The following is a 22930-nucleotide window of genomic DNA, read 5'->3' as shown; positions in this document are numbered from 1 at the left end:
AGAGACCGTTACATCATTCCAACCAATTCGACGGGACAACCCAGCGAGAGGACTTCATGAAACTGATTACCGCAATCATCAAGCCGTTCAAGCTCGATGAGACGCGCGAGGCGCTGTCGGCGCTTGGCGTCTCGGGTATCACGGTGACGGAGGTGAAAGGGTTCGGGCGCCAGAAGGGGCATACCGAACTGTACCGCGGCGCCGAATACGTGGTCGATTTCCTGCCGAAGATGAAGATCGAGGCGGCCGTGTCCGACGATCTCGTCGACCAGGCGGTCGAGGCGATCGAGCGGGCCGCGCGCACCGGCAAGATCGGCGACGGCAAGATTTTCGTCACGCCGATCGAGCAGGTGATCCGGATTCGCACCGGGGAGACGGGCGCAGACGCGCTGTAACAGAACAGACAAGACAAGCGACAAGAGGAAACCCAAGATGCGCAAACTTCTGATGTCCCTGCTGATGGCCGGCTCGCTGATCGCGGCCGGCGTCGGCCCCGCGCTTGCAGACGACGCGGCGTCCGCCGCGGCTGCGTCCGCACCCGCCGCCACGGCTTCCGATGCATCGTCCGCCGCGGCGCCTGCCGCGTCGGCCCCGGCTGCCACGGACGCCTCCGCCGCGGCCGCGGCCGCACCGGCCTCGGGCGCCGCCGACGCCTCGGCCGCCGCCGCCGCGTCCGCGCCGGCCGCCCCCGCTGCGCCGACCGCGCCGTTCTCGGTCGATTCGTCGAAGATCAACTCAGGCGACACCGCGTGGATGCTGACCTCCACCGCGCTCGTGCTGTTCATGACGATCCCCGGCCTCGCGCTGTTCTACGCCGGCATGGTCCGCAAGAAGAACGTGCTCGCGACCGTGATGCAGAGCTTCGCGATCACCGCGCTGATCACGGTGCTGTGGACGGTGGTCGGCTACAGCCTCGCGTTCACGCCGGGCAACGGCTTCATCGGCGGCCTGTCGCGCGCGTTCCTGCACGGGATGAACTACATCCACGGCGACAAGGCCACGACGCTGACCGTCAGCCATCTCGCGCCGACGATCCCGGAATCGGTCTACTTCGTCTACCAGATGACGTTCGCGATCATCACGCCGGCGCTGATCTGCGGCGCGTTCGCCGACCGCATGAAGTTCTCGGCGATGCTCGTGTTCATGACGCTCTGGTCGCTGATCGTCTATGTGCCGATCGCGCACATGGTGTGGGAGCCGACCGGCTGGCTGTCGTCGGACGGCGTGCTCGACTTCGCGGGCGGCACCGTCGTGCACATCAACGCCGGTATCGCGGGCCTGATGTCGTGCCTGGTGCTCGGCAAGCGCGTCGGCTACGGCCGTGAATCGATGGCGCCGCACAACCTCGTGCTGACGATGATCGGCGGTTCGATGCTGTGGTTCGGCTGGTTCGGCTTCAACGCGGGCTCGGCGGTTGCCGCCGACGGCCGTGCCGGCTTCGCGATGCTGACGACGCAAGTCGCGACGGCCTGCGCGGCGCTCGGCTGGATGTTTGCCGAATGGATCGCGAAGGGCAAGCCGTCGGTGCTCGGCATCGTGTCGGGGGCGGTCGCGGGTCTCGTCGCGATCACGCCGGCGGCCGGTTTCGTCGGCGTGGCGGGGGCGCTCGTGATCGGCATCGCGGCCGGCGTGGTGTGCTTCTGGTCGGCGACGTGGCTCAAGTCGAAGCTCGGCTACGACGATTCGCTCGACGCGTTCGGCGTGCACGGCGTGGGCGGGATCCTGGGCGCGCTGCTGACGGGCGTGTTCGCGGTCAAGGACATCGGCGGCGCCGACGGCAGCCTGCTGCTGCAGGCGAAGGGCGTGCTGATCACGCTGGTCTACAGCGGCGTGCTGAGCTTCGTGCTGCTGAAGCTGATCGACCTGACGATGGGCCTGCGCGTGTCGGAAGAGGAGGAGCGCGAAGGCCTCGACGTGATCCTGCACGGCGAGCATGTCGAATAAAGAGGATGCATGGCGGGCCGCCGCAACGACGGCGCCCGCGACGAATGAGCGCAGCGACTTCGGCCCGCCCACCCGGCGGGTTTTTTTTCTTCCGCCGTCGGCCGGCGCGGCGCATGACCCTTCGCGCTATCGGGTCAATAGCCGAAAACTTCCCGCAAACCCTTGCGAAGCCGGGAACAATCCCCAAATGGGCGGGGCAATTGCTCTACAATCTTCATTCTCCCGCTCGCGAGTGATTCATGGTTCCCCACCTCGTTACCGCGTTGAACGGTCCGCTGCTCGAACTCGAGCAGAAGATCCTCGACGCGACGCCTGCGATCGAACGCTGGTTCAGGCTCGAATGGCAGGAACATACGCCGCCGTTCTATTGTTCGGTTGACCTGCGCAACGCCGGCTTCAAGCTGGCGCCCGTCGACGCGAACCTGTTTCCCGGCGCGTTCAACAATCTGCCGTCCGAAGTGCTGCCGCTGGCCGTGCAGGCCGCGATGGCCGCGATCGAGAAGATCTGCCCGGACGCGAAGAACCTGCTCGTGATTCCCGAGCTGCCGACCCGCAACGCGTTCTACCTCGAAAACGTCGCGCGGCTCGCGACGATCATGCGCCAGGCCGGCCTGAACGTGCGCTTCGGCTCGCTCGACCCGAGCATCACCGACATGACGCCGATCACGCTGGCCGACGGCCAGAAGATCGTGCTCGAGCCGCTCGAGCGTTCGCAGCGCCGCCTCGGCCTGAAGAATTTCGATCCGTGCTCGATCCTGCTGAACAACGACCTGTCGGCCGGCATTCCGGCCGTGCTGGAAAACCTGCACGAGCAGTACCTGCTGCCGCCGCTGCATGCGGGGTGGGCCGTGCGCCGCAAGTCGACGCACTTCTCCTGCTACGACGACGTCGCGAAGAAGTTCGCGAAGATGGTCGGCGTCGATCCGTGGATGGTGAATCCGTATTTCGCGCACGTGGAAGGCGTCGACTGGCAGGCGCATGAAGGCGAGCAGGCGCTCGCCGACGCGATCGACGGCGTGCTGAAGAAAATCGCGCGCAAGTACCGCGAATACGGGATCAGCGAGAAGCCGTACGTCGTCGTGAAGGCCGACGCGGGCACGGCCGGGCGCGGCGTGATGACCGTGCACGATGCGGCCGAGATCGGCCGCCTGTCGAAGGCCGAGCGCGCGCAGATGGCCGAGTCGAAGGCCGGCCTCGCGGTGCGCGACGTGATCGTGCAGGAAGGCGTGTACACGTTCGAGCGCGTCGGCGACGAGGTCGCGGAGCCCGTCGTGTACATGATCGACCGCTACGTGGTCGGCGGTTTCTACCGCACGCACGGCGGCCGCGAGCGCGACCAGAACCTGAACGCGCCCGGCATGCACTACGTGCCGCTCGGCTTCGAGCACACCGCGCTGCCGGATGCCGGCGCGAAGCCGGGCGCCGCACCGCCGAACCGGTTCTACATGTACGGTGTCGTCGCGCGGCTGTCGCTGATCGCGTCGTCGATCGAACTGGAAAAGACCGATCCCGAAGCCATCCAGGTGTAACGCACCTTCGCTACGTACAGGACCTCATGGACATTCTCTTTATCGCCGACCCGCTCGAGCGCTTCAAGATCTACAAGGATTCGACCTACGCGATGATGGCCGAGGCCGCGCGGCGCGGCCACGCGGTCTATGCGTGCCAGCCGCACCAGCTCGCGTGGACGGGTTCGGGCGTCGAGGCCGACGTGCAGCGCGTGACGATCGTGGGCGACACGGCCGACCTGCACCGCCATCCGTGGTACGAGGCGGCCGCGCACGAATCCCGTGCGCTGACGTCGTTCGGCGCGGTGCTGATGCGCAAGGATCCGCCGTTCGACATGGAATACGTGACGGCCACGTGGATGCTCGAGCTGGCCGAGCGTGCGGGCGCGCGCGTGTTCAACAAGCCGCAGTCGATCCGCGATCATTCGGAAAAGCTGGCGATCGGGGAATTCCCGCAATTCGTCGCGCCGACCCTCGTCACGCGCGATGCGACGCGCCTGCGCGCGTTCCACGCCGAGCACGGCGACGTGATCGTGAAGCCGCTCGACGGCATGGGCGGGATGGGCGTGTTCCGCGTGAAGGCCGACGGGATGAACCTCGGCGCGATCATCGAGATGCTCGGCCACGACGGCACGCGTTCGCTGATGATCCAGAAGTTCATTCCGGAGATCAAGTCGGGCGACAAGCGCATCCTGTTGATTGCCGGTGAGCCGGTGCCGTATTCGCTCGCGCGGATTCCGCAGGGCAGCGAGGTGCGCGGCAATCTCGCGGCGGGCGGCCTCGGCGTCGCGCAGCCGCTGACCGAGCGCGATCGCGAGATCGCCCGGACGCTCGGCCCCGTGCTCGCGGCGCGCGGGCTGCTGCTGGTCGGCCTCGATGCGATCGGCGACTGGCTGACCGAGGTGAACGTGACGAGCCCGACGTGTTTCCGCGAGATCATGGAGCAGACGGGCTTCGACGTCGCCGCGATGTTCATCGACGCGCTGGAGCGTGCGGCCGCCTAGGCCGTTTCCCGCGCAACCCCGGCGGCGGCCGCGCAGGTCCCCCGTCGCCGGAGCAGCTCGACCGGCCTGCTACAATGCCCGCTGCCAGGTGCCGTGATCGGCGCACCGAAGGCCCGGCGGTCGGGCCCGAAACTGTCGCAAGGCTGAACATGAAACGTCTCCCACACTCGCTACGCTCGTTGCCCCGCCGCGGGGTGTCGGTCCGCCAGGGGCGGACGGGAGCGATCTGACATGGCCGGGATCCTGATCATCGCGCACGCTCCGCTCGCCACCGCGCTGCGGGACTGCATCGCGCACATCTATGGCGGCGTGCCCGCCCGCATCGGCTGCATCGACGTAATGGCCGACAGCGACCCGACCCAGGTCATGGCGTTCGCGCACGCGGAACTCGCGCGGCTCAAGGAAGAGAACGGCGTGGTCGTGCTGACCGACATGTACGGCGCGACGCCCGCGAACATCGCGGGCCAGCTGGCGAAGATCGACAACGTGCGCGTGCTGGCCGGCGTCAACCTGCCGATGCTCGTGCGGGCCGTCTGCTATCGCACCGTGCCGCTCGACAAGCTGGTCGACAAGGCGCTGTCCGGCGGGGCGAAGGGCGTGCACGAAGTCGCGGCCGGCACGCCGCCGCCACCGACCGAAACCGGCTGCGGCCAGTGCGCGCCGATTCCGCCCGAACCGCAAGCGCGCACCGAATCGCACTGATACCCGTTATTTCGTTTTAGACCGACCCGCCGACGCGCGCCGCCGGCGGTCCCGACCGACCCGACCGAGAATCATGCTTCAACAAGAAACCACCATCGTCAATAAACTGGGGCTCCATGCGCGCGCATCGGCCAAGCTTACGCAACTGGCCGGCAACTTCCAGTCGGAAGTCTGGATGACGCGCAACGGGCGCAAGATCAATGCGAAGAGCATCATGGGGGTCATGATGCTGGCGGCGGGCATCGGCAGTACCGTGACGATCGAGACCGAAGGGTCCGACGAGCGGGAAGCGATGGACGCGCTGCTGAAACTGATCGCGGACAAGTTCGGCGAAGGCCAGTGATCCCCGGGTGGGATCGTTGCCGATTCCAGTCGGAATGCCGCGAATTTCGCGGCATTTTTTTCGCCGGCAGCATTGATGCGGAATGCGCAATGCTGCGGTGCATGCAGTCAGCAGGGAGTCGCGGAATTTATAATCGCTAACCGGGGTCATAAGCGCATCGCAGCAGTGTGCCGCGGCTTTACTTGTACAGAGGAGGTGCGCGTGTCCTTCACGCTGCTTGGCATTCCCGTCTCACGAGGTATCGCGATCGGTCGAGCGTATCTGATCGCGCCGGCGGCGCTCGACGTCGCCCATTACCTTGTCGAGGCCAACCAGATCGATGCCGAGGTCGAGCGGTTCCGCACGGCGCTCGACGTCGTGCATCGGGAACTCGAGGCGCTGCGCGCCGACCTGACCGACGACACCCCGACCGAGGTCGGCGCATTCATCGACGTGCACGCGATGATCCTGAGCGACGCGATGCTCGTGCAGGAAACCATCGACCTGATCCGTACGCGCCGCTACAACGTCGAGTGGGCGCTCACCGAGCAGCTCGAGCTGCTCACGCGTCACTTCGACGACATCGAGGACGAATACCTGCGCGAGCGCAAGGCCGACATCGAGCAGGTGGTCGAGCGCGTGCTGAAGGCGCTCGCCGGCGCGCCGTCGGCGTCGCAGGCGCTCGACCGCGCGGCCGCGAACGGCACGAACGAAATGATCGTCGTCGCGCACGACATCGCGCCGGCCGACATGATGCAGTTCAAGACCCAGTCGTTCCAGGCGTTCGTCACCGATCTCGGCGGCCGCACGTCGCACACGGCGATCGTCGCGCGCAGCCTCGGCATTCCGGCCGCGGTCGGCGTCCAGCACGCAAGCGCGCTGATCCGCCAGGACGACCTGATCATCGTCGACGGCGACCAGGGCATCGTGATCGTCGATCCGGCGCCGATCGTTCTCGAGGAATATTCGTACCGGCAGTCCGAGAAGCTGCTGGAGCAACGCAAGCTGCAGCGTTTGAAGTTCTCGCCGACGCAAACGTTGTGCGGCACCAAGATCGAGCTGTACGCGAACATCGAGCTGCCCGACGATGCGAAGGCGGCCGTCGAGGCCGGCGCGGTCGGCGTCGGGCTGTTCCGTTCCGAGTTCCTGTTCATGCATCAGAAGGCGATGCCGGAGGAAGAGGAGCAGTTCGCCGCGTACAAGCGCGCCGTCGAGTGGATGAAGGGCATGCCGGTGACGATCCGCACGATCGACGTCGGCGCCGACAAGCCGCTCGAAGCGCTCGACGAGGGCTACGAGACGGCGCCGAATCCCGCGCTCGGCCTGCGCGCGATTCGCTGGAGCCTGTCCGAGCCGCAGATGTTCCTCACGCAGTTGCGCGCGATCCTGCGCGCGTCCGCGTTCGGCCAGGTGAAGATCCTGATCCCGATGCTCGCGCACGCGCAGGAGATCGACCAGACGCTCGACCTGATCCGCGAGGCGAAGCGCCAGCTCGACGACGCGGGGCTCGCGTACGACCCGAACGTGCGCATCGGCGCGATGATCGAGATTCCGGCCGCGGCGATCGCGCTGCCGCTGTTCCTGAAGCGCTTCGACTTCCTGTCGATCGGCACGAACGACCTGATCCAGTACACGCTCGCGATCGACCGCGCGGACAACGCGGTCGCGCACCTGTACGACCCGCTGCATCCGGCCGTGCTGCACCTGATCGCCTACACGCTGCGCGAAGCGAAGCGCGCGGGCGTATCCGTGTCGGTGTGCGGGGAGATGGCCGGCGATCCGGCGCTCACGCGCCTGCTGCTCGGGATGGGGCTCACCGAGTTCTCGATGCACCCGAGCCAGCTGCTCGTCGTGAAGCAGGAGATCCTGCGCGCACACCTGAAGGCGCTCGAGAAGCCGACGGCCGACGTGCTGGCCGCGTTCGAGCCGGAGGAAGTGCAGGCGGCGCTGAAGCGCCTGTCGGTCGCCGAGCCGCGCGCGGACGCCGCCGCCTAGGCGGCGTCACTGGGGCCCGTCGCGCCTGCGCCGTCCGGCGCGGGCCGCCGCCCGCGCGTCAGTGCCGGCCCCCGCACACGGGGCAGTCGGCCTGGCGCGCGATCTTCATCGTCGTCCATTCCATCCGCAGCGAATCGAGCATCATCAGCCGCCCGCTGAGCGTCTTGCCGATCCCGCCGATCACGCGCAGCGCTTCGGCCGCCTGCATCGTGCCGATGATCCCGACCGTCGGCGCGAACACGCCCATCGTCGCGCACGCGACTTCCTCGAACGGCTGGTCCTCCGGGAATACGCAGGCGTAGCAGGGCGCGGCCGGATCGCGGAAATCGAACGTGCTGATCTGGCCGTCGAAACGCAGCGCGGCGCCCGACACGAGCGGCACGCCGTGCGCGACGCATGCGCGGTTGATCGCGTGGCGCGTCGCGAAGTTGTCGGTGCAGTCGAGCACGACGGTTGCGCGCGGCACGTGCGCGTCGAGCCATGCATCGTCGACGCGTTGCGCGACCGCGTCCACCTTCACTTCCGGGTTCAGCTGCGCGAGCGCGTCGCGCCCCGATTCGACCTTGCTGCGGCCGACCGATGCGGTCGCATGCAGGATCTGCCGCTGCAGGTTCGTGAGGTCGACCGTATCGGCGTCGACGAGCGTGATCGCGCCGACGCCCGATGCCGCGAGGTACATCGCGGCGGGCGAGCCGAGGCCGCCCGCGCCGACGACGATCGCATTCGCGTCGAGAAAGCGTTGCTGCGCCTCGATGCCGATTTCCTCGACGAGGATGTGACGGGAGTAGCGAAGGAGTTGATCGTCGTTCATGGGGAGTCGTGGGCGAGGCGGGCGGACGTGTCGTTATTTTAGGCGCGCATGAAAAACGGGCCATCGCGGTCTTCCCGCGATGGCCCGTCGGATGCCGGCCGGCGCTTACTGCGGTGCCGACGCGGGCTTCGGTGCGGCCGCCGGCTTCGCGCCGGCGCCCGACGCCTTCGGCACCGCGGCAGCCTTGGCCGGGCTCTTCGTCGCGCTCTCGGCGAGCAGCGACTTCGATTCCTGCACCGGTTTGCCTTCGAGCTTGTTGAGCGCCTGCTGCATCATGAAGTCGTCGGCGCTGCCGAACTCGATCGGCTTGCGATCGCGATCCTTCTGGCGCTGCTCCGGCGTCTTCTTGTCGTTCTGCTCTTCGAGAATGCGCAGCTGATCCATCCGGCGCTGCTCGCGATCTTCCTGTTCCTTCTTCTCGTTCGGATCCTGCGTGTTCGCGAGGTGGTTCGAGTAGTCGACCTCGCGCGTCACGAGCACGTCGTCCGGATCGCCGTCCGCGTACTGATCGACCGGCACGTCCGGCGTGATGCCCTTGTTCTGGATCGAACGGCCGCTCGGCGTGTAGTAGTACGCGGTGGTCAGGCGCAGCGCGGTGTCGGCCGTCATCGGGCGGACCGTCTGCACCGAACCCTTGCCGAACGTCGTCTTGCCCATGATCTGCGCGCGCTTCGAATCCTGCAGCGCGCCGGCGACGATTTCCGACGCGGACGCCGAATAGGCGTTCGTCAGCACGATCATCGGCACCGTCTTGAAGACCGGCGGCAGGTTCTTCAGCGGATCGCCGTCGAAGGACGGCAGGCGGTAATTGTCGTACGTATCGCGGTAGACCTGCTTCGAATCGGCGATCTGGCCGTTGGTCGACACCACGACGGAGTCGGGCGGCAGGAACGCGCCGGCCACGCCGACTGCGCTCTGCAGCAGGCCGCCGCCGTTGTTGCGCAGGTCGAGGACCAGGCCCTTCAGGTTCGGCTGCTGGCGCGCGATGTCCTGCAGCTTCTGCGCGAGATCGGGCGTCGTGCGCTCCTGGAAGCTCGTGATCCGGATGTACGCATAGCCCGGATCGAGGATCTTCATCTTCACGCTCTGGACCTTGATGATCGCGCGCGTGACGGTGACCGGGAACGTGCGGTCGTCGCTCTTGCGGAAGATCGTCAGCGTGACCTTGGTGCCCGGCTCGCCGCGCATCTGCTTCACGGCCTTGTCGAGCGTCATGCCGCGCACCGGCTTGTCGTTGATGCGCGTGATCAGGTCGCCCGGCCGGATGCCGGCGCGGAACGCGGGGGTATCTTCGATCGGCGAGATCACCTTGACGAGGCCGTCTTCCTGCGAGATCTCGATGCCGAGACCCGCGAAGCGGCCCTTCGTCTGTTCCTGCAGCTCGTCATAGTCGGTCTTGTCGAGGAACGACGAGTGCGGGTCGAGGCTCGACACCATGCCCTTGATCGCGGCCGTCAGCAGCTTCTTGTCGTCGACCGGTTCGACGTACTCGCGCTTGATCTGGCCGAACACTTCCGCGAACAGGCGGAGCTGGTCGAGGGGGAGCGGCGCGGTGGCGGTCTGCTCGGCCGACGCGGAAACCTGCAGCGTGGCGAATACGCCCGTGGCGAGGCCCGCGGCAATCAGGCCGATGTTCTTCAATTTCATTCGCATAGAGATCTGGTGCGGTCGGGAAGCGCGTGGCGGTAGCGGGGATGTAGCGGACAAGTATAACTGTTCGTCCGATGACTCAGTGGAACGGCGCGAAAAGCGTCGAACGGGGCCCGGAGCCGGCGGGGCGGGGCACCGCCGGACACGCAGCGGGTTCGAAAGCGGATTCGACAGTGGCGGGGCCGCGAAGGTTCGCGCGGCCCGCCCGGCCCTGGCGGCGTCAGCCCGCCTTGCCCTGTTTCGCGACGGCGGCCTGCGCCTGCGCGATCGCTTCCTGGTCGCCGAGGTAATAGTGCTTGATCGGCTTCAGGTTCTCGTCGAGCTCATACACGAGCGGCACGCCGTTCGGGATGTTCAGCCCGACGATAGCGTCGTCGGAGATGCCGTCGAGGTACTTGATCAGCGCGCGCAGCGAGTTGCCGTGCGCGGCGATCAGCACCTGCTTGCCGGCGCGGACCGCCGGGGCGATCGACTCGTTCCACAGCGGCAGCACGCGCGCGACGGTGTCCTTCAGGCACTCGGTGAGCGGCAGCTGCTCGCGCGGCACCTTTGCGTAGCGCGGGTCGTTGAACGGCGCGCGCTCGTCGGTCGGCTCGAGCGCGGGCGGCGGCGTGTCGTAGCTGCGGCGCCAGACGAGCACCTGGTCGTCGCCGAACTTCGCGGCCGTTTCCGCCTTGTTCAGGCCCGACAGCGCACCGTAGTGACGCTCGTTCAGGCGCCACGAGTGGACGACCGGCAGGTACATGAGATCCATCCGGTCCTGCACGTGCCACAGCGTGCGGATCGCGCGCTTGAGCACCGACGTGTACGCGATGTCGAACGTGTAGCCGGCCTCCTTGAGCAATTCGCCGGCCTGGTAGGCCTCGTTGCGGCCCTGCTCGGTCAGGTCGACGTCGACCCAGCCGGTGAAGCGGTTTTCCTTGTTCCACGTCGATTCGCCGTGGCGGATGAGAACGAGTTTGTACATGGATCTTGCGGTCGGTAGTGAAGGAAGCGGTGCGCGTCGCGCGGGACCCGACCCGGGCCCGCCATCGCGCAAGACGGTTATTTTATAATGGCGGGATTGTCCTTATCCGATTTCTCTTTTTCCGGCGGAATTCCGTGACGTTCTTTACCGATTACACGAACCTGGCCCTCATCGCGATCCTGGTGGTATCCGGCGGCCTGCTAGCCTGGCCCGCGCTGCGCCGCGGCCGTGGTGGCCTGTCGGCCGCGGAGGCCACGCAACTCATCAACCGCCGCAACGCGGTCGTGATCGACGTGCGCGCCGCGTCCGATTTCGCCGCCGGCCACCTGCCGTCGGCGCGTCAGGTCGCGGCGGGCGAGATCGGCGCGAAGATCGCGCAGGTCGCGAAGAACAAGAGCACGCCCGTGCTGCTCGTGTGCCAGAACGGCCAGCAGTCGCAGAAGGCGGCGCGCGAGGTCGAGGCGGCGGGCTACGCCGAGGTGCACGTGCTCGAGGGCGGCGTGGCCGCATGGCAGCAGGCCGGGATGCCGGTCGTCAAACAAGGAGTGGCGAAGTGAACAAGGTTGTCATGTACAGCACGCAGGTGTGCCCGTATTGCATTCAGGCCGAGCGCCTGCTGAAGCTGCGCGGCGTCGAGCAGATCGAAAAGGTGCTGATCGACCGCGATCCGACCCGCCGCGAGGAAATGATGACGCGCACGGGGCGCCGCACGGTGCCGCAGATCTATATCGGCGACACGCACGTCGGCGGTTACGACGATCTGTCGAAGCTCGACCGCGAAGGCGGCCTCGTACCGCTTCTGCAAGCGGCCTGATTAGGGCAGAATGGCCGCCGGCCGCGCCGCGGCTTGAGCGCGCAGGATTCATCCGTGGCGGCCGGCGAGAAGCCGGGCCGCTCCGTCACCATTTTTAGGGAAACACCATGTCCGACGTCGAAAACCAACCGTTCTTCAACATCCAGCGCGTCTACCTGAAGGATATGTCGCTCGAGCAGCCGAATTCGCCGGCGATCTTCCTCGAGCAGGACATGCCGTCGGTTGAAGTCGAAGTCGACGTCAAGGCCGACCGCCTCGCGGAAAGCGTGTTCGAAGTCGTCGTGTCGGGTACCGTCACCGCGAAGGTGAAGGACAAGGTCGCGTTCCTGATCGAAGCGAAGCAGGCCGGCATTTTCGACATCCGCAACATTCCGGACGAACAGCTCGACCCGCTGGTCGGCATCGCCTGCCCGACGATCCTGTTCCCGTACCTGCGTTCGAACATCGCCGATGCGATCACGCGCGCGGGCTTCCCGCCGATCCATCTGGCGGAAATCAACTTCCAGGCGCTCTACGAGCAGCGTCTCGCGCAGCTTCAGCAGCAGGCTGGCGCCGCCGCCGGCGCGCCGAACGGCACGACGCTGAACTGACGTTGAACGCGGACCGGTGCTGGGTATGAAAGTAGCCGTTCTCGGCGCCGGTGCCTGGGGCACCGCGCTCGCGGGCCATCTGGCCGCGCGGCACGATACGCTTCTGTGGGCGCGCGACGCCGCGCTCATCGCCGGGCTGCAGGCCCGGCACGAGAATTCCCGCTATCTGGACGGCATCGCGCTGCCCGACGCGCTGCGCTACGACGCCGATCTCGGCGCCGCGCTCGCGCATGGCGCCGCGGACGATGCGCTGTGCGTGATCGCCGCGCCCGTGGCCGGGCTGCGCACGCTGTGTCGCGCGATGCGCGACGCGGGCTGCGTGCCCGCGCACGTCGTCTGGGTCTGCAAGGGCTTCGAGGCCGACACGCATCTGCTGCCGCATCAGGTGATCGCGGCCGAGTTGCCCGAACAGCACAGCAACGGCGTGCTGTCGGGGCCAAGCTTCGCGCGGGAGGTCGGGCTGTCGCTGCCCGTCGCGCTGACGGTGGCGAGCGCGTCCGCCGCCTGCCGCGAGCGCACGCTCGCCGCGTTCCATCACGGCGCGATGCGGATCTATACGGGCGACGACGTGGTCGGCGTCGAGGTCGGCGGCGCGGTGAAGAACGTGCTGGCGATCGCGACCGGCATTGCCGACGGCCTCGGCCTCGGGCTGAACGCGCGGGCCGCGCTGATTACGCGCGGGCTCGCCGAAATGTCGCGGCTGGGCGTCGCGCTTGGCGGCCGCGCGGAAACCTTCACGGGCCTCACCGGCCTCGGCGACCTGATCCTCACCGCGACGGGCGACCTGTCGCGCAACCGCACGGTCGGCCTGCAACTGGCGGCCGGCCGCACGCTCGACGACATCCTCGCCGCCCTCGGTCACGTGGCCGAAGGCGTGCGCTGCGCGCAAGCCGTGCTGGCGATCGCGCGCGCGCAGTCGATCGAAATGCCGATCACCGAAGCCGTGTGCGGCGTGCTGTTCGACGGCATCGCGCCGCGCGACGCCGTCAGCGGCCTGCTGCGGCGCGACGCGCGCGCCGAGTAGCGCCGGGCAGCGCCGCCGGGCGCGGCGCGCGCATCGGGCGCGCGGCGTCGAAGCGCGCTACGCTTGAACGGTCTCCGGCGCTCCGGGAGGGTGTCATGCTGCAGATCGGTTCCACTACGCTCGACGCACAGGTCGTCGACATCACCACGCTCGAGGTCGACGCGATCGTCAACGCCGCGAACGGTTCGCTGCTGGGCGGCGGCGGCGTCGACGGCGCGATCCACCGGGCGGCCGGCCCCGGCCTGCTCGCCGAATGCCGCATGCTCGGCGGCTGCGCGACGGGCGACGCGAAGCTCACGCGCGGGCACGGGCTGCCGGCGCGCTACGTGATCCATGCCGTCGGGCCCGTGTGGTACGGCGGCGGGCGCGGCGAGGCCGACCTGCTCGCGTCGTGCTACCGGCGGGCGATCGAACTGGCCGAGGAGGTCGCGGCGACGTCGATCGCGTTCCCGGCGATCAGTTGCGGCATCTACCGCTATCCGGCTGAAGAGGCCGTCGGCATCGCGGTCGGCACCGTCGCCGACATGCTGCCGCAAGCGCCGAACCTCGCACGCGTGTTGTTCGCGTGCTTTTCCCCCGACATTTACGACCTGTATCGCGCGCGGCTCGTGCGGGCCTGAGCCGGCCGGCGGGCGGCGCGTGCGTCAGGCGCCGCCTTCGAAGCCGGCCTGGCGCCAGGCTTCGAACACGACCACCGCGACCGTGTTCGACAGGTTCAGGCTGCGGTTGTCCGGCCGCATCGGCAGCCGCACGCGTTGTTCGCCCGGAAAGCGCTCGAGCAGCTCGGCGGGCAGGCCGCGCGTTTCCGAGCCGAACACGAACCAGTCGCCGGGCAGGAACGCATGATCGTGGAAGCGGCCCGAGCCGCGGGTCGTGAACGCGAACATGCGCGCGGGATCGGGCGTTTCCGCCGTGACGAACGCGTCCCAGTCGCGATGCACGCGCATCTGCGCATACTCGTGATAGTCGAGGCCGGCGCGCCGCATCCGCGCGTCGTCGAGCGGGAAGCCGAGCGGCTCGATCAGGTGCAGGCGCGCGCCCGTGTTGGCGCACAGGCGGATCACGTTGCCGGTGTTCGGCGGAATTTCGGGCGCGACGAGAACGACGTTGAACATGTTTCGGTTTGGCTGGGCCGGCCGGGGCGGCGCGTTGCGCGCGCGTTCCCGGCCGGCCGGTTCGTGACGGCCGGCGCCGCGTTCCGGCGGCCGGCCTCCTATCTAATTAATCCCTGGCGGTGCGCAGCGCAACCAGATTCGTCACGCGCGCGGCGCCTGCCGCCTTCAGCGCCTGCGCGGCGGCCGCGAGCGTCGCGCCGGACGTCATCACGTCGTCGACGAGCGCGACATGGCGGCCGGCGACGCCGCCCGCCACCGCGAATGCCGCCATCACGTTGTCGCGCCGGGCGAGCCGGTCGAGCCGCGACTGCGGCGCGGTGTCGGCGACGCGGGCGAGCAGCGCCGCGTCCGCGCGCACGCCGAGTCGCCGTGCGAGCGGACGCGCGATCGCCCACGCCTGGTTGTAGCCGCGCGCGACCAGCCGCCGGTGCGACAGCGGCACGGGCGCGACCAGGTCGAAGCCGCCGGCGCCGGGCGTATCGTCGATCAGCCGGGCGAGCCGTGCCGCGAATTCGGCGCCGAGCGCGAGCCGGCCGTGAAACTTCAGGCCGCGCGCGAGCCCGTCGAGCGGCGCGCGGTAATCCGCCAGCGCGAGCGTCGCGTCGAACGGCGGCGCCGCCGTGCGGCACGCGTCGCACCGGTACGCGGCCGCACGGCCGGCGCCGGCCTGAGCGCCGCGGGGCGCGCGCGAACGCGGCTGCCCGACGCCCAGCGGCAACGCGCAGACGCCGCAGCGCAGCCGCGCCTCGTTCCAGTACGCGGCGTCGCACGCACCGCAAATCGAGGTGTGTGACAAATTGCCGCACAGTGCGCAGCGATTGGGCAGCGCGACCGCGGCGACGCGCACGGCCAGTACGCGAACCTGCGACAAAACGACGCGCATCGTGCGCGGAGCGGAACGGCGGATCATCGCAACACTCCTGACACCCCGCTTCAATGAAGCAGGCGGGGCGAGCGAGTATACTTCGGGCTCTTCGCCAGTGTGCCCGACATGTCCCCAGCTTCGACTTCAACCGGCCGTCCGGCCAATGACGCAAGGCGCCTGCGGCGGATCTTCGATCGCCGCGCCGCCACCTTCGACGCGGTCGCATTCCTGCCGCGCGAGATCGCGCAACGGATGAACGAGCGCCTCGAATACATCAAGGTGAGCCCCACGGCGGTGCTCGACGCGGGCTGCGGCCCGGGCGACGATCTGCCGGCGCTGCGCGCGCGCTTTCCGGAGGCGCCCGTGTTCGGCGTCGACCTGTCCGGCGCGATGCTCGCGCGAGCCGGCCAGCGCGAGGTCGAGCAGGCGAGCTGGCGCCGCTGGCTGCCGGCCTCGCTCGGCCGCGCGCTGGGTCAGCGCGGCCCGCGCGTCGCGCAGGCCGATTTCGCCGCGCTGCCGTTCGCGGGTGGCGCGTTCGACCTGATCTGGTCGAATCTCGCGCTCCACTGGCATTCGCGCCCCGATGCGGTGCTGCCCGAGTGGCAGCGCGTGCTGCGCGTGAACGGGCTGCTGATGTTCAGCACGCTCGGCCCCGACACGCTGCGCGAACTGCGCGCGGCCTGCGCGGACGCCGAGGCGGCGCTCGGCATCGCGCCGCCCGGCGCGCGCGTGATCGATTTCGTCGACATGCACGACCTCGGCGACATGCTCGTCGAGAGCGGCTTCGAGATTCCCGTGATGGATCAGGAAGTGCTGACCGTCACCTACAAATCCCCCGACTCCCTGCTGGCCGACGTGCGCCGCTGGGGCGCCTACCCGTTCGACCGGGCCGCGCCGCAGCGCGCGACGCGGCGCTTTCGCGCGGCCCTCGGCGACGCGCTGGAGGCGCGCCGGCGCGCGGACGGCACGATTGCCCTGACCTTCGAAGTGATCTACGGCCACGCGTGGAAGGCCGTGCCGCGCACGACCGCCGAAGGGCACGGGATCGTGCGTATCGAGGACATCGGAAAAGGTCGTCCGAAGAATCGGTAAAGCGGTAAAGAGGGGTTTTGTTATGTCTGAAATTAGCAGCGCAAAGCGGGGTCGAATAGGCGCCAAAAACGGCCGGAAAGCTTGTCGCGCTTGGCTTGCGGGGCGATAGGCGCTTGCTTGTGGATGCCATTGAACCCGCCTATAATGCGTCAGCTTGTCATCCCGGGGTCCCCGCAATACGGGACGGCGAGTCCGATGCAGGCATGCATCGCATGCCATTCGCGTGAGGCGGCGATGGAAGCAGCGACGGTTTTGGCGGAGACGACGAACGGCGAGCCGGTCCTCGAAGACTGGCTGATCAAACGCAACTGTTCGGTGTCGCCGCGCCAGTTCGTGCTGTTTTACGCGTCGCTCGCGGGCTTTTCGCTGGTGATCGCGGCATTGCTGACGTGGCGTGGAGCCTGGCTCGTCATGCCCTTCACCGGAATCGAGTTGCTGGCGGTGGGTGTCGCATTTGCGATCTATGCTCGCCATGCGGTCGATTACGAGCGCATCAGGCTGTTTCCGCACCGGCTCGTGATCGAACGGATGGATGCGGATCGGCTCACGCAGATCGAATTCAACCCGCGCTGGGTGCGGGTCGAGCCGGGCGCGACGCCACGCGATCCGATTCGGCTGGTATCGCGCGGGCAGACCGTCGTAATCGGGCAGCATCTCGCGCAGTACAAGCGCGCGCAGTTCGCCGACGAACTGCGCGTGTCGCTCAGGCGCTGCGGCTGACGAGGCGCGGGCGCCGGGCCGGTACTGGCCGGCGGCTTGCGACGGGGGGGAGGGTTTGAATGGAAATTTTGGGTAAGGATGCTATGAAAACAATCAAGCGAGCCCTCACGGGTGTGCTGGCATGCAGCGGACTGCTCTTTGCCGGTGCCGCCCTGGCGGTCGGTGATAGCCCGGGCGGCCCCCGCGTCAACGAGATCAACTTTCAGCCGCCTGTCACGAAGATCGCCGAGGAGCTCTACGATCTCCACACGATGATGCTGATCCTGTGTACGGTGATCTTCGTCGGCGTGTTCGGCGTGATGTTCTATTCGATCTTCGCGCACCGCAAATCCAAAGGCCACAAGGCCGCCAATTTCCATGAAAGCACGACCGTCGAAATCATCTGGACGATCGTGCCGTTCATCATCGTCGTGCTGATGGCGCTGCCGGCGACGAAGGCCGTCGTCGCGATGAAGGACACGACGAACGCCGATCTCACGATCAAGGTCACCGGCTACCAGTGGAAGTGGGGCTACGACTACGTGAAGGGCCCGGGCGAGGGCATCGGCTTCCTGTCGACGCTCAGCACCCCGCGCGACGAAGTGATGGGCAAGACGCCGATCACCGACACCTATCTGCAGGAAGTCGACAACCCGCTCGTCGTGCCGGTCAACAAGAAGATCCGCATCATCACGACCGCGAACGACGTCGTCCACTCGTGGTACGTGCCCGCGTTCGGCGTGAAGCAGGATGCGATCCCGGGCTTCGTGCGCGACACGTGGTTCAAGGCCGACAAGGTCGGCACCTTCCGCGGTTTCTGTACCGAGCTGTGCGGCAAGGAGCACGCGTACATGCCGGTCGTCGTCGAAGTCCTGTCGGAAGACGACTACGCGAAGTGGGTGACCGCGCAGAAGGCCAAGCTGGCCAGCGCGGCGGTCGATCCGAACAAGGTCTACACGATGGCCGAACTCGTCGCGCACGGCGAGGACGTCTACAAGGCGAACTGCGCGGCCTGCCACCAGGTGAACGGCAAGGGCCTCGGCGCATTCCCGGCCATGGACGGCAGCGCGATCGTGAACGGCCCGATCGCCGGCCACGTCGAGCGCGTGCTGCACGGCAAGGGCGCGATGCCCTCGTGGGCGTCGCTGTCGGATCTCGACATCGCCTCGGTCATCACGTACGAGCGCAATTCGTGGGGCAACCACAAGAACGACCTGCTGCAGCCGAAGCAAGTGGCTGACGCGCGCAACGGCAAGATGCCGGAAGACACGGCAGGCGCGGCAGCGCCGGCCGAGGCGGCTTCGGCGCCGGAGCAGGCCGCGTCGGGCGCAGCCGAGCAGCCGGCGGCTTCGACCGCGCTGTCGACGATCTACTTCGAGACCGGCAAGAGCGTGCTGCCGGCCGACGCGAAGGCGGCGATCGCCGCCGCGGCCGACTATGCGAAGGCACATCCGGACGCGAAGCTCGCGCTGTCGGGCTTTACCGACCAGACGGGCTCGTCCGGCGCGAATGCCGAACTGGCCAAGCATCGCGCGCAAGCCGTGCGCGATGCGCTGAAGGCAGCAGGCGTGGCGGAAGACCACATTATTCTCAAAAAACCGGAAACGATCACGGGCGGGGCTGACGCGAAGGAAGCCCGGCGTGTCGAGATCGGTCCGGCGGCTTGACGTGTCGCTGAGTTAGTCGACGTATTCGCATTAGGAGATTCTCATGTCTAGCATCGGGCACGACGTAGCCGCGGACCACGCGCACGACGACCACGCGCACGAAATGCCGCATGGCTGGCGGCGCTGGCTGTTCGCCACCAACCACAAGGACATCGGTACGCTGTACCTGTTGTTCTCGTTCATCATGTTCCTGTCGGGCGGCGTGATGGCGCTCGCGATCCGGGCCGAGCTGTTCGAACCGGGCCTGCAGATCATGCGTCCGGAGTTCTTCAACGAACTCACGACGATGCACGGCCTGATCATGGTGTTCGGCGCGATCATGCCGGCGTTCGTCGGCTTCGCGAACTGGATGATCCCGCTGCAGATCGGCGCATCCGACATGGCGTTCGCGCGGATGAACAACTTCAGCTTCTGGCTGCTGCCGGTCGCGGCCGTGCTGCTGGTCGGCTCGTTCTTCGCGCCGGGCGGCGCGACGGCCGCCGGCTGGACGCTGTATGCGCCGCTGTCGACGCAGATGGGCCCGGGCATGGACTTCGCGATCTTCGCGGTGCACATCATGGGCGCGTCGTCGATCATGGGCGGGATCAACATCGTCGTGACGATCCTGAACATGCGCGCGCCGGGCATGACGCTGATGAAGATGCCGATGTTCGCATGGACGTGGCTGATCACCGCCTACCTGCTGATCGCCGTGATGCCGGTCCTGGCAGGCGCGATCACGATGGTGCTGTTCGACCGCCACTTCGGCACGTCGTTCTTCAACGCGGCGGGCGGCGGCGATCCGGTGATGTACCAGCACATCTTCTGGTTCTTCGGCCACCCCGAGGTGTACATCATGATTCTGCCGGCGTTCGGGATCGTGTCGCAGGTGATCCCGGCGTTCGCGCGCAAGACGCTGTTCGGCTACAGCTCGATGGTGTACGCGACGGCGTCGATCGCGATCCTGTCGTTCATGGTCTGGGCGCACCACATGTTCGCGACGGGCATGCCGGTCACCGGCCAGCTGTTCTTCATGTACGCGACGATGCTGATCGCGGTGCCGACCGGCGTGAAGGTGTTCAACTGGCTCGCGACGATGTGGCGCGGCTCGATGACGTTCGAAACCCCGATGCTGTTCGCGATCGGCTTCCTGTTCGTGTTCACGTTCGGCGGCCTGACGGGCCTGATGCTCGCGATGGCGCCGCTCGACATCCAGTATCACGGCACCTACTTCGTGGTGGCGCACTTCCACTACGTGCTGGTGGCGGGCTCGCTGTTCGCGCTGTTCTCGGGCTGGTACTACTGGGCGCCGAAGTGGACGGGCTGGATGTACAACGAGACGCGCGGCAAGATCCACTTCTGGGCGTCGATGATCTTCTTCAACCTGACGTTCTTCCCGATGCACTTCGTCGGTCTCGCGGGCATGCCGCGCCGCTATGCGGATTACCCGGCGCAGTTCACGGACTTCAACCAGGTGGCGACGATCGGCGCATTCGGCTTCGGCCTCGCGCAGGTGTACTTCCTGTTCGCGGTCGCGCTGCCGGCCTACCGTGGCGGCGGCGAGCTGGAAAAGGCGTCGGACAAGCCGTGGGATGGCGCGACGGGCCTCGAGTGGACGGTGCCGAGCCCGGCTCCCTTCCACACGTTCGAGCAACCGCCGCACGTCGAGTAAGTTTCACAGTGCGCCCGACCGCTGCCTGCCGCGCAGGCGGGCAGCGGCGGGTGCCGAACCCCGAAGCGCCAGATGAACCGGAATCCACAACAAAGACGAACGCCCGAGCAGATCCGCGCGGGCAACAAGCGGCTCGGCCTCATCCTGCTCGTCATCGCCGCCGTTTTTTTTGTGGGTGTCGTGATCAAGCAGTGGTGGCTGTCCACTCACTGATGCAGCAACAGACGCAGTAGCGAGGAAGTCGTCGTATGTCGAAGCCGGAAGAAGGCGCCGTCGATCGCGCGTTCAATCGTTCGATGCTGGTGAAGCTGTTCGTCGTCGCCGGGCTGATGTTCGGTTTCGGCTTCGCGCTGATCCCGATGTATCGGGCGATCTGCCAGATCACCGGCATCAACAACCTGGTGCAGCGCGACGTCAGCGAGCGCGAGGTGAAGAACTCGCAGGTCGACTACAGCCGCACGGTGTCGGTGGAGTTCGATGCGAACGCGCGCGGGCCGCTCGGGTTCAGGCCGGAGCACAATAGCCTCGACGTGCATCCGGGCGAGCTGACGACGATCGTGTACGACGTGACGAACGGGCAGGGCCGGCCGGTCGTGGCGCAGGCGATTCCGAGCTACGCGCCGAAGCAGGCGACGGAGTTCTTCAAGAAGATCGAGTGCTTTTGCTTTACGCAGCAGACGCTGGCCGCGAACGAGTCGCGCAAGATGCCGGTGGTGTTCGTGATCGATCCGAAACTGCCGAAGGACGTGAAGACGATCACGCTGTCGTACACGTTCTTCGAGCTGAATACGCCGGCCACGCCGGCACCGGCGCCGAGCAAGACCGCGGCGCAGGGTGCGGCGAAGCCGGACGCATGACGAGGGAGGCGTGGCGATGACGGAGGTCAAGCGGGGCGGGTCGTTCGGCCAGGCGCTGAGAGCGGTGCTGTGGTCGTTCTTCGGGGTGCGCAAGCGGCGCGACCTGGAGGCCGACGCGACGCAGCTCAATCCGCTGCACGTGCTGATCGTCGCGCTGATCGCGGCCGGCGTGTTCATCGGCGTGCTGATCCTGATCGTGCGTGCGGTCGTGGGCTGAGGCCCGCGGCGAGGAAGGAATGCAGGGCGCGGCGCCGAGGCGCCGCGTGCGGGAATGAGCGGTGGCGGTCGCGCCGCGCAAGAAATAAAGCCGGAGCGGTTTCCGGTACACAAATTGGACTGAAGTGGAGAATCAAGCATGAGCGGTCAAAACCAGACCCCGTACTATTTCGTGCCGCATCCGTCGCAGCATCCGATCAGCGCGGCCACCGGCCTGCTGGTCATGCTCGGATCGACAGCGCTGTGGATCAACGGTCACGACTGGGCGCCGTTCACGGCACTGCTCGGCCTGCTCTGGTTGCTCTTCACGCTGTACCACTGGTTCGGCGACGCGATCGCCGAATCGGAAGGCGGCCATTACGGCAAGAACGTCGACAAGTCGTACCGCTGGAGCATGAGCTGGTTCATCTTCTCGGAAGTCATGTTCTTCGGCGCATTCTTCGGTGCGCTGTTCTACGCGCGTGAGATCGCGCTGCACCAGCTCGGCAGCCTCGACTACAAGCTGATCTGGCCGGATTTCTCGGCCGTGTGGCCGAACGAAGGCCCCGCCGCGCTCGCCGGTCACTTCAAGACGATGGGCCCGTGGCCGATCCCGACGCTGAACACGGCGTTCCTGCTGTCGTCGGGCGTGACGCTGACGATCTCGCACCACGCACTGCGTGACGACCATCGCAAGAAGGCGATCGCGTGGCTGGCCGCGACGCTCGCGTTCGGTATCTGCTTCCTGTTCCTGCAGGGCTTCGAGTACTACCACGCGTACAACGAACTCAACCTGACGCTGAATTCGGGCGTGTACGGTTCGACGTTCTTCCTGCTGACCGGCTTCCACGGCTTCCACGTGTTCCTCGGCGGCACGATGCTCGCGGTGGTGCTGGTGCGGATGATCCGCGGCCACTTCAAGCCCGATCACCACTTCGCATTCGAAGGCGCCGCTTGGTACTGGCACTTCGTCGACGTCGTCTGGCTCGGCCTGTACGTCGTCGTCTACTGGCTGTAAATGGAAAAACGGCCCGCGCAGCGATGCGCGGGCCGTTTTCATTGGTGTCGACCGGGCGGCCCGGCCGCCGTCGACACCCCCGGGCGCCGCCGCGACTCAGTCAGGCGGCGCTTTTGCATGGCGTCGCGATCGTGCGGCGAAATGTCACAGCGGCTGCCGCATCAACGGCTGCCGGGTCGAATGCGTCAACGCCCGATCGGCAGGCCGGTCGAATGGATCCAGCCCATCCGGTTCGCGAGCAGGATGAGCACGAACAGCGAGACCGACAGCCCGACGCGGGTGGCGAGCGACCAGACCATGCGTTTCGTGTGGCCGCGGTCGTGCATCATGAAGTAGAGCGCCGAGCCCATGCTGGCGATGATGAGGACGAAGGCGATGGGAACGAGTATGTGCATGGCACGAACCGGACGACGGCAATTCGAAAGGAAGGGGATAATTAT

At 67.2% G+C, this 22930-nt stretch carries 26 protein-coding genes; 20 read left to right on the top strand and 6 right to left on the bottom strand.

The window, feature by feature from the left end:
- The first annotated feature begins 56 nt into the window (after positions 1-56).
- The 7 genes from GQ56_RS0125500 (at position 57) to ptsP (ending at position 7475) form a co-directional block, all read left to right on the top strand.
- Positions 57-395, top strand: coding sequence for a P-II family nitrogen regulator (locus tag GQ56_RS0125500; RefSeq protein ID WP_006398175.1), 339 nt, complete (start codon positions 57-59; stop codon positions 393-395).
- Between the two features lie 37 nt (positions 396-432).
- Positions 433-1944, top strand: coding sequence for an ammonium transporter (locus GQ56_RS0125495; RefSeq protein ID WP_031401335.1), 1512 nt, complete (start codon positions 433-435; stop codon positions 1942-1944).
- 239 nt (positions 1945-2183) lie between these two features.
- On the top strand, positions 2184-3473 hold the full coding sequence (gene gshA / locus GQ56_RS0125490; protein ID WP_031401334.1) for a glutamate--cysteine ligase: 1290 nt from the start codon (positions 2184-2186) through the stop codon (positions 3471-3473).
- A gap of 26 nt (positions 3474-3499) precedes the next feature.
- Positions 3500-4456, top strand: a complete 957-nt coding sequence (gene gshB, locus GQ56_RS0125485; RefSeq protein ID WP_031401333.1) for a glutathione synthase — start codon at positions 3500-3502, stop codon at positions 4454-4456.
- Positions 4457-4687: 231 nt separating this feature from the next.
- The gene (locus GQ56_RS0125480) at positions 4688-5158 is read left to right on the top strand and encodes a PTS sugar transporter subunit IIA (protein ID WP_031401332.1); all 471 of its coding nucleotides are present in this window, start codon (positions 4688-4690) and stop codon (positions 5156-5158) included.
- Between the two features lie 73 nt (positions 5159-5231).
- Positions 5232-5501, top strand: a complete 270-nt coding sequence (locus GQ56_RS0125475; protein ID WP_031401331.1) for an HPr family phosphocarrier protein — start codon at positions 5232-5234, stop codon at positions 5499-5501.
- A gap of 201 nt (positions 5502-5702) precedes the next feature.
- Positions 5703-7475 carry a phosphoenolpyruvate--protein phosphotransferase gene (gene ptsP, locus GQ56_RS0125470; RefSeq protein WP_031401330.1) on the top strand — a complete coding sequence of 591 codons (1773 nt, stop codon included), beginning with the start codon at positions 5703-5705 and terminating at the stop codon, positions 7473-7475.
- 58 nt (positions 7476-7533) lie between these two features.
- On the opposite strand, the gene GQ56_RS0125465 is transcribed toward ptsP, so the two are convergent.
- The 3 genes from GQ56_RS0125465 to gpmA all read right to left on the bottom strand — a co-directional run bounded on the left by GQ56_RS0125465 (position 7534) and on the right by gpmA (position 10903).
- Positions 7534-8286, bottom strand: a complete 753-nt coding sequence (locus GQ56_RS0125465; RefSeq protein WP_031401329.1) for a HesA/MoeB/ThiF family protein — start codon at positions 8284-8286, stop codon at positions 7534-7536.
- A gap of 105 nt (positions 8287-8391) precedes the next feature.
- Positions 8392-9939, bottom strand: a complete 1548-nt coding sequence (locus GQ56_RS0125460) for a S41 family peptidase (protein WP_031401328.1) — start codon at positions 9937-9939, stop codon at positions 8392-8394.
- Between the two features lie 217 nt (positions 9940-10156).
- Complete coding sequence (gpmA, locus tag GQ56_RS0125455) at positions 10157-10903, bottom strand: 2,3-diphosphoglycerate-dependent phosphoglycerate mutase (RefSeq protein ID WP_031401327.1); 747 nt, start codon at positions 10901-10903, stop codon at positions 10157-10159.
- A 134-nt stretch (positions 10904-11037) separates the two neighbouring features.
- Between gpmA and GQ56_RS0125450 the strand changes: the two genes are divergently transcribed.
- The 5 genes from GQ56_RS0125450 to GQ56_RS0125430 all read left to right on the top strand — a co-directional run bounded on the left by GQ56_RS0125450 (position 11038) and on the right by GQ56_RS0125430 (position 13951).
- Complete coding sequence (locus GQ56_RS0125450; protein ID WP_021164238.1) at positions 11038-11460, top strand: rhodanese-like domain-containing protein; 423 nt, start codon at positions 11038-11040, stop codon at positions 11458-11460.
- Complete coding sequence (gene grxC, locus GQ56_RS0125445) at positions 11457-11717, top strand: glutaredoxin 3 (RefSeq protein ID WP_031401326.1); 261 nt, start codon at positions 11457-11459, stop codon at positions 11715-11717. Before GQ56_RS0125450 ends, grxC begins: the two co-directional genes overlap by 4 nt.
- A gap of 107 nt (positions 11718-11824) precedes the next feature.
- On the top strand, positions 11825-12307 hold the full coding sequence (secB, locus tag GQ56_RS0125440; protein ID WP_011353285.1) for a protein-export chaperone SecB: 483 nt from the start codon (positions 11825-11827) through the stop codon (positions 12305-12307).
- Positions 12308-12332: 25 nt separating this feature from the next.
- Positions 12333-13331, top strand: coding sequence for an NAD(P)H-dependent glycerol-3-phosphate dehydrogenase (locus GQ56_RS0125435; RefSeq protein ID WP_031401325.1), 999 nt, complete (start codon positions 12333-12335; stop codon positions 13329-13331).
- Positions 13332-13426: 95 nt separating this feature from the next.
- The gene (locus GQ56_RS0125430; RefSeq protein ID WP_031401324.1) at positions 13427-13951 is read left to right on the top strand and encodes an O-acetyl-ADP-ribose deacetylase; all 525 of its coding nucleotides are present in this window, start codon (positions 13427-13429) and stop codon (positions 13949-13951) included.
- A gap of 24 nt (positions 13952-13975) precedes the next feature.
- On the opposite strand, the gene trmL is transcribed toward GQ56_RS0125430, so the two are convergent.
- Together trmL and GQ56_RS0125420 are read right to left on the bottom strand one after the other, a co-directional pair.
- A complete protein-coding gene (gene trmL / locus GQ56_RS0125425) occupies positions 13976-14446 on the bottom strand; it encodes a tRNA (uridine(34)/cytosine(34)/5-carboxymethylaminomethyluridine(34)-2'-O)-methyltransferase TrmL (RefSeq protein WP_031401323.1) in 471 nt (156 codons plus the stop codon).
- 106 nt (positions 14447-14552) lie between these two features.
- On the bottom strand, positions 14553-15356 hold the full coding sequence (locus tag GQ56_RS0125420; RefSeq protein ID WP_031401322.1) for a ComF family protein: 804 nt from the start codon (positions 15354-15356) through the stop codon (positions 14553-14555).
- A gap of 81 nt (positions 15357-15437) precedes the next feature.
- Between GQ56_RS0125420 and GQ56_RS0125415 the strand changes: the two genes are divergently transcribed.
- From GQ56_RS0125415 to GQ56_RS0125385, 8 genes are all read left to right on the top strand, one after another.
- On the top strand, positions 15438-16403 hold the full coding sequence (locus GQ56_RS0125415; protein ID WP_031401321.1) for a methyltransferase domain-containing protein: 966 nt from the start codon (positions 15438-15440) through the stop codon (positions 16401-16403).
- A 195-nt stretch (positions 16404-16598) separates the two neighbouring features.
- Positions 16599-17123, top strand: a complete 525-nt coding sequence (locus GQ56_RS0125410) for a DUF2244 domain-containing protein (RefSeq protein WP_052001488.1) — start codon at positions 16599-16601, stop codon at positions 17121-17123.
- 59 nt (positions 17124-17182) lie between these two features.
- Positions 17183-18769 carry a cytochrome c oxidase subunit II gene (coxB, locus tag GQ56_RS0125405; protein WP_031401319.1) on the top strand — a complete coding sequence of 529 codons (1587 nt, stop codon included), beginning with the start codon at positions 17183-17185 and terminating at the stop codon, positions 18767-18769.
- Positions 18770-18812: 43 nt separating this feature from the next.
- Positions 18813-20420, top strand: coding sequence for a cytochrome c oxidase subunit I (gene ctaD / locus GQ56_RS0125400; protein WP_031401318.1), 1608 nt, complete (start codon positions 18813-18815; stop codon positions 20418-20420).
- Positions 20421-20492: 72 nt separating this feature from the next.
- Positions 20493-20633: a cytochrome oxidase small assembly protein gene (locus GQ56_RS46085; RefSeq protein WP_027789063.1), complete on the top strand. Its 141-nt coding sequence runs from the start codon at positions 20493-20495 to the stop codon at positions 20631-20633.
- Between the two features lie 35 nt (positions 20634-20668).
- Positions 20669-21277, top strand: coding sequence for a cytochrome c oxidase assembly protein (locus GQ56_RS0125395; protein WP_031401317.1), 609 nt, complete (start codon positions 20669-20671; stop codon positions 21275-21277).
- Positions 21278-21293: 16 nt separating this feature from the next.
- Positions 21294-21494 carry a DUF2970 domain-containing protein gene (locus GQ56_RS0125390; protein ID WP_031401316.1) on the top strand — a complete coding sequence of 67 codons (201 nt, stop codon included), beginning with the start codon at positions 21294-21296 and terminating at the stop codon, positions 21492-21494.
- A 138-nt stretch (positions 21495-21632) separates the two neighbouring features.
- Positions 21633-22490 carry a cytochrome c oxidase subunit 3 gene (locus tag GQ56_RS0125385; protein WP_031401315.1) on the top strand — a complete coding sequence of 286 codons (858 nt, stop codon included), beginning with the start codon at positions 21633-21635 and terminating at the stop codon, positions 22488-22490.
- Between the two features lie 185 nt (positions 22491-22675).
- On the opposite strand, the gene GQ56_RS0125380 is transcribed toward GQ56_RS0125385, so the two are convergent.
- The gene (locus GQ56_RS0125380; protein WP_031401314.1) at positions 22676-22885 is read right to left on the bottom strand and encodes a twin transmembrane helix small protein; all 210 of its coding nucleotides are present in this window, start codon (positions 22883-22885) and stop codon (positions 22676-22678) included.
- Between the last annotated feature and the right edge of the window lie 45 nt (positions 22886-22930).

The sequence above is a fragment of the Burkholderia paludis genome, from assembly GCF_000732615.1.
Classification (GTDB): Bacteria; Pseudomonadota; Gammaproteobacteria; order Burkholderiales; family Burkholderiaceae; genus Burkholderia; species Burkholderia paludis.
The sequence above is the reverse complement of the archived record's forward strand: the minus strand, read 5'-3'. Positions and strand labels throughout refer to the sequence as shown.

Coding starts and splice junctions, on each gene's coding strand:
- coxB (WP_031401319.1), top strand. CDS start 17,183: ATGGAAATTTTGGGTAAGGATGCTATGAAAACAATCAAGCGAGCCCTC.
- GQ56_RS46085 (WP_027789063.1), top strand. CDS start 20,493: ATGAACCGGAATCCACAACAAAGACGAACGCCCGAGCAGATCCGCGCG.
- ctaD (WP_031401318.1), top strand. CDS start 18,813: ATGTCTAGCATCGGGCACGACGTAGCCGCGGACCACGCGCACGACGAC.
- GQ56_RS0125430 (WP_031401324.1), top strand. CDS start 13,427: ATGCTGCAGATCGGTTCCACTACGCTCGACGCACAGGTCGTCGACATC.
- GQ56_RS0125435 (WP_031401325.1), top strand. CDS start 12,333: ATGAAAGTAGCCGTTCTCGGCGCCGGTGCCTGGGGCACCGCGCTCGCG.
- GQ56_RS0125495 (WP_031401335.1), top strand. CDS start 433: ATGCGCAAACTTCTGATGTCCCTGCTGATGGCCGGCTCGCTGATCGCG.
- GQ56_RS0125460 (WP_031401328.1), bottom strand. CDS start 9,939: ATGCGAATGAAATTGAAGAACATCGGCCTGATTGCCGCGGGCCTCGCC.
- GQ56_RS0125380 (WP_031401314.1), bottom strand. CDS start 22,885: ATGCACATACTCGTTCCCATCGCCTTCGTCCTCATCATCGCCAGCATG.
- gshB (WP_031401333.1), top strand. CDS start 3,500: ATGGACATTCTCTTTATCGCCGACCCGCTCGAGCGCTTCAAGATCTAC.
- GQ56_RS0125465 (WP_031401329.1), bottom strand. CDS start 8,286: ATGAACGACGATCAACTCCTTCGCTACTCCCGTCACATCCTCGTCGAG.
- trmL (WP_031401323.1), bottom strand. CDS start 14,446: ATGTTCAACGTCGTTCTCGTCGCGCCCGAAATTCCGCCGAACACCGGC.
- GQ56_RS0125480 (WP_031401332.1), top strand. CDS start 4,688: ATGGCCGGGATCCTGATCATCGCGCACGCTCCGCTCGCCACCGCGCTG.
- GQ56_RS0125420 (WP_031401322.1), bottom strand. CDS start 15,356: ATGATCCGCCGTTCCGCTCCGCGCACGATGCGCGTCGTTTTGTCGCAG.
- GQ56_RS0125410 (WP_052001488.1), top strand. CDS start 16,599: ATGCAGGCATGCATCGCATGCCATTCGCGTGAGGCGGCGATGGAAGCA.
- GQ56_RS0125395 (WP_031401317.1), top strand. CDS start 20,669: ATGTCGAAGCCGGAAGAAGGCGCCGTCGATCGCGCGTTCAATCGTTCG.
- gshA (WP_031401334.1), top strand. CDS start 2,184: ATGGTTCCCCACCTCGTTACCGCGTTGAACGGTCCGCTGCTCGAACTC.
- secB (WP_011353285.1), top strand. CDS start 11,825: ATGTCCGACGTCGAAAACCAACCGTTCTTCAACATCCAGCGCGTCTAC.
- GQ56_RS0125415 (WP_031401321.1), top strand. CDS start 15,438: ATGTCCCCAGCTTCGACTTCAACCGGCCGTCCGGCCAATGACGCAAGG.
- GQ56_RS0125500 (WP_006398175.1), top strand. CDS start 57: ATGAAACTGATTACCGCAATCATCAAGCCGTTCAAGCTCGATGAGACG.
- GQ56_RS0125385 (WP_031401315.1), top strand. CDS start 21,633: ATGAGCGGTCAAAACCAGACCCCGTACTATTTCGTGCCGCATCCGTCG.
- GQ56_RS0125475 (WP_031401331.1), top strand. CDS start 5,232: ATGCTTCAACAAGAAACCACCATCGTCAATAAACTGGGGCTCCATGCG.
- gpmA (WP_031401327.1), bottom strand. CDS start 10,903: ATGTACAAACTCGTTCTCATCCGCCACGGCGAATCGACGTGGAACAAG.
- GQ56_RS0125390 (WP_031401316.1), top strand. CDS start 21,294: ATGACGGAGGTCAAGCGGGGCGGGTCGTTCGGCCAGGCGCTGAGAGCG.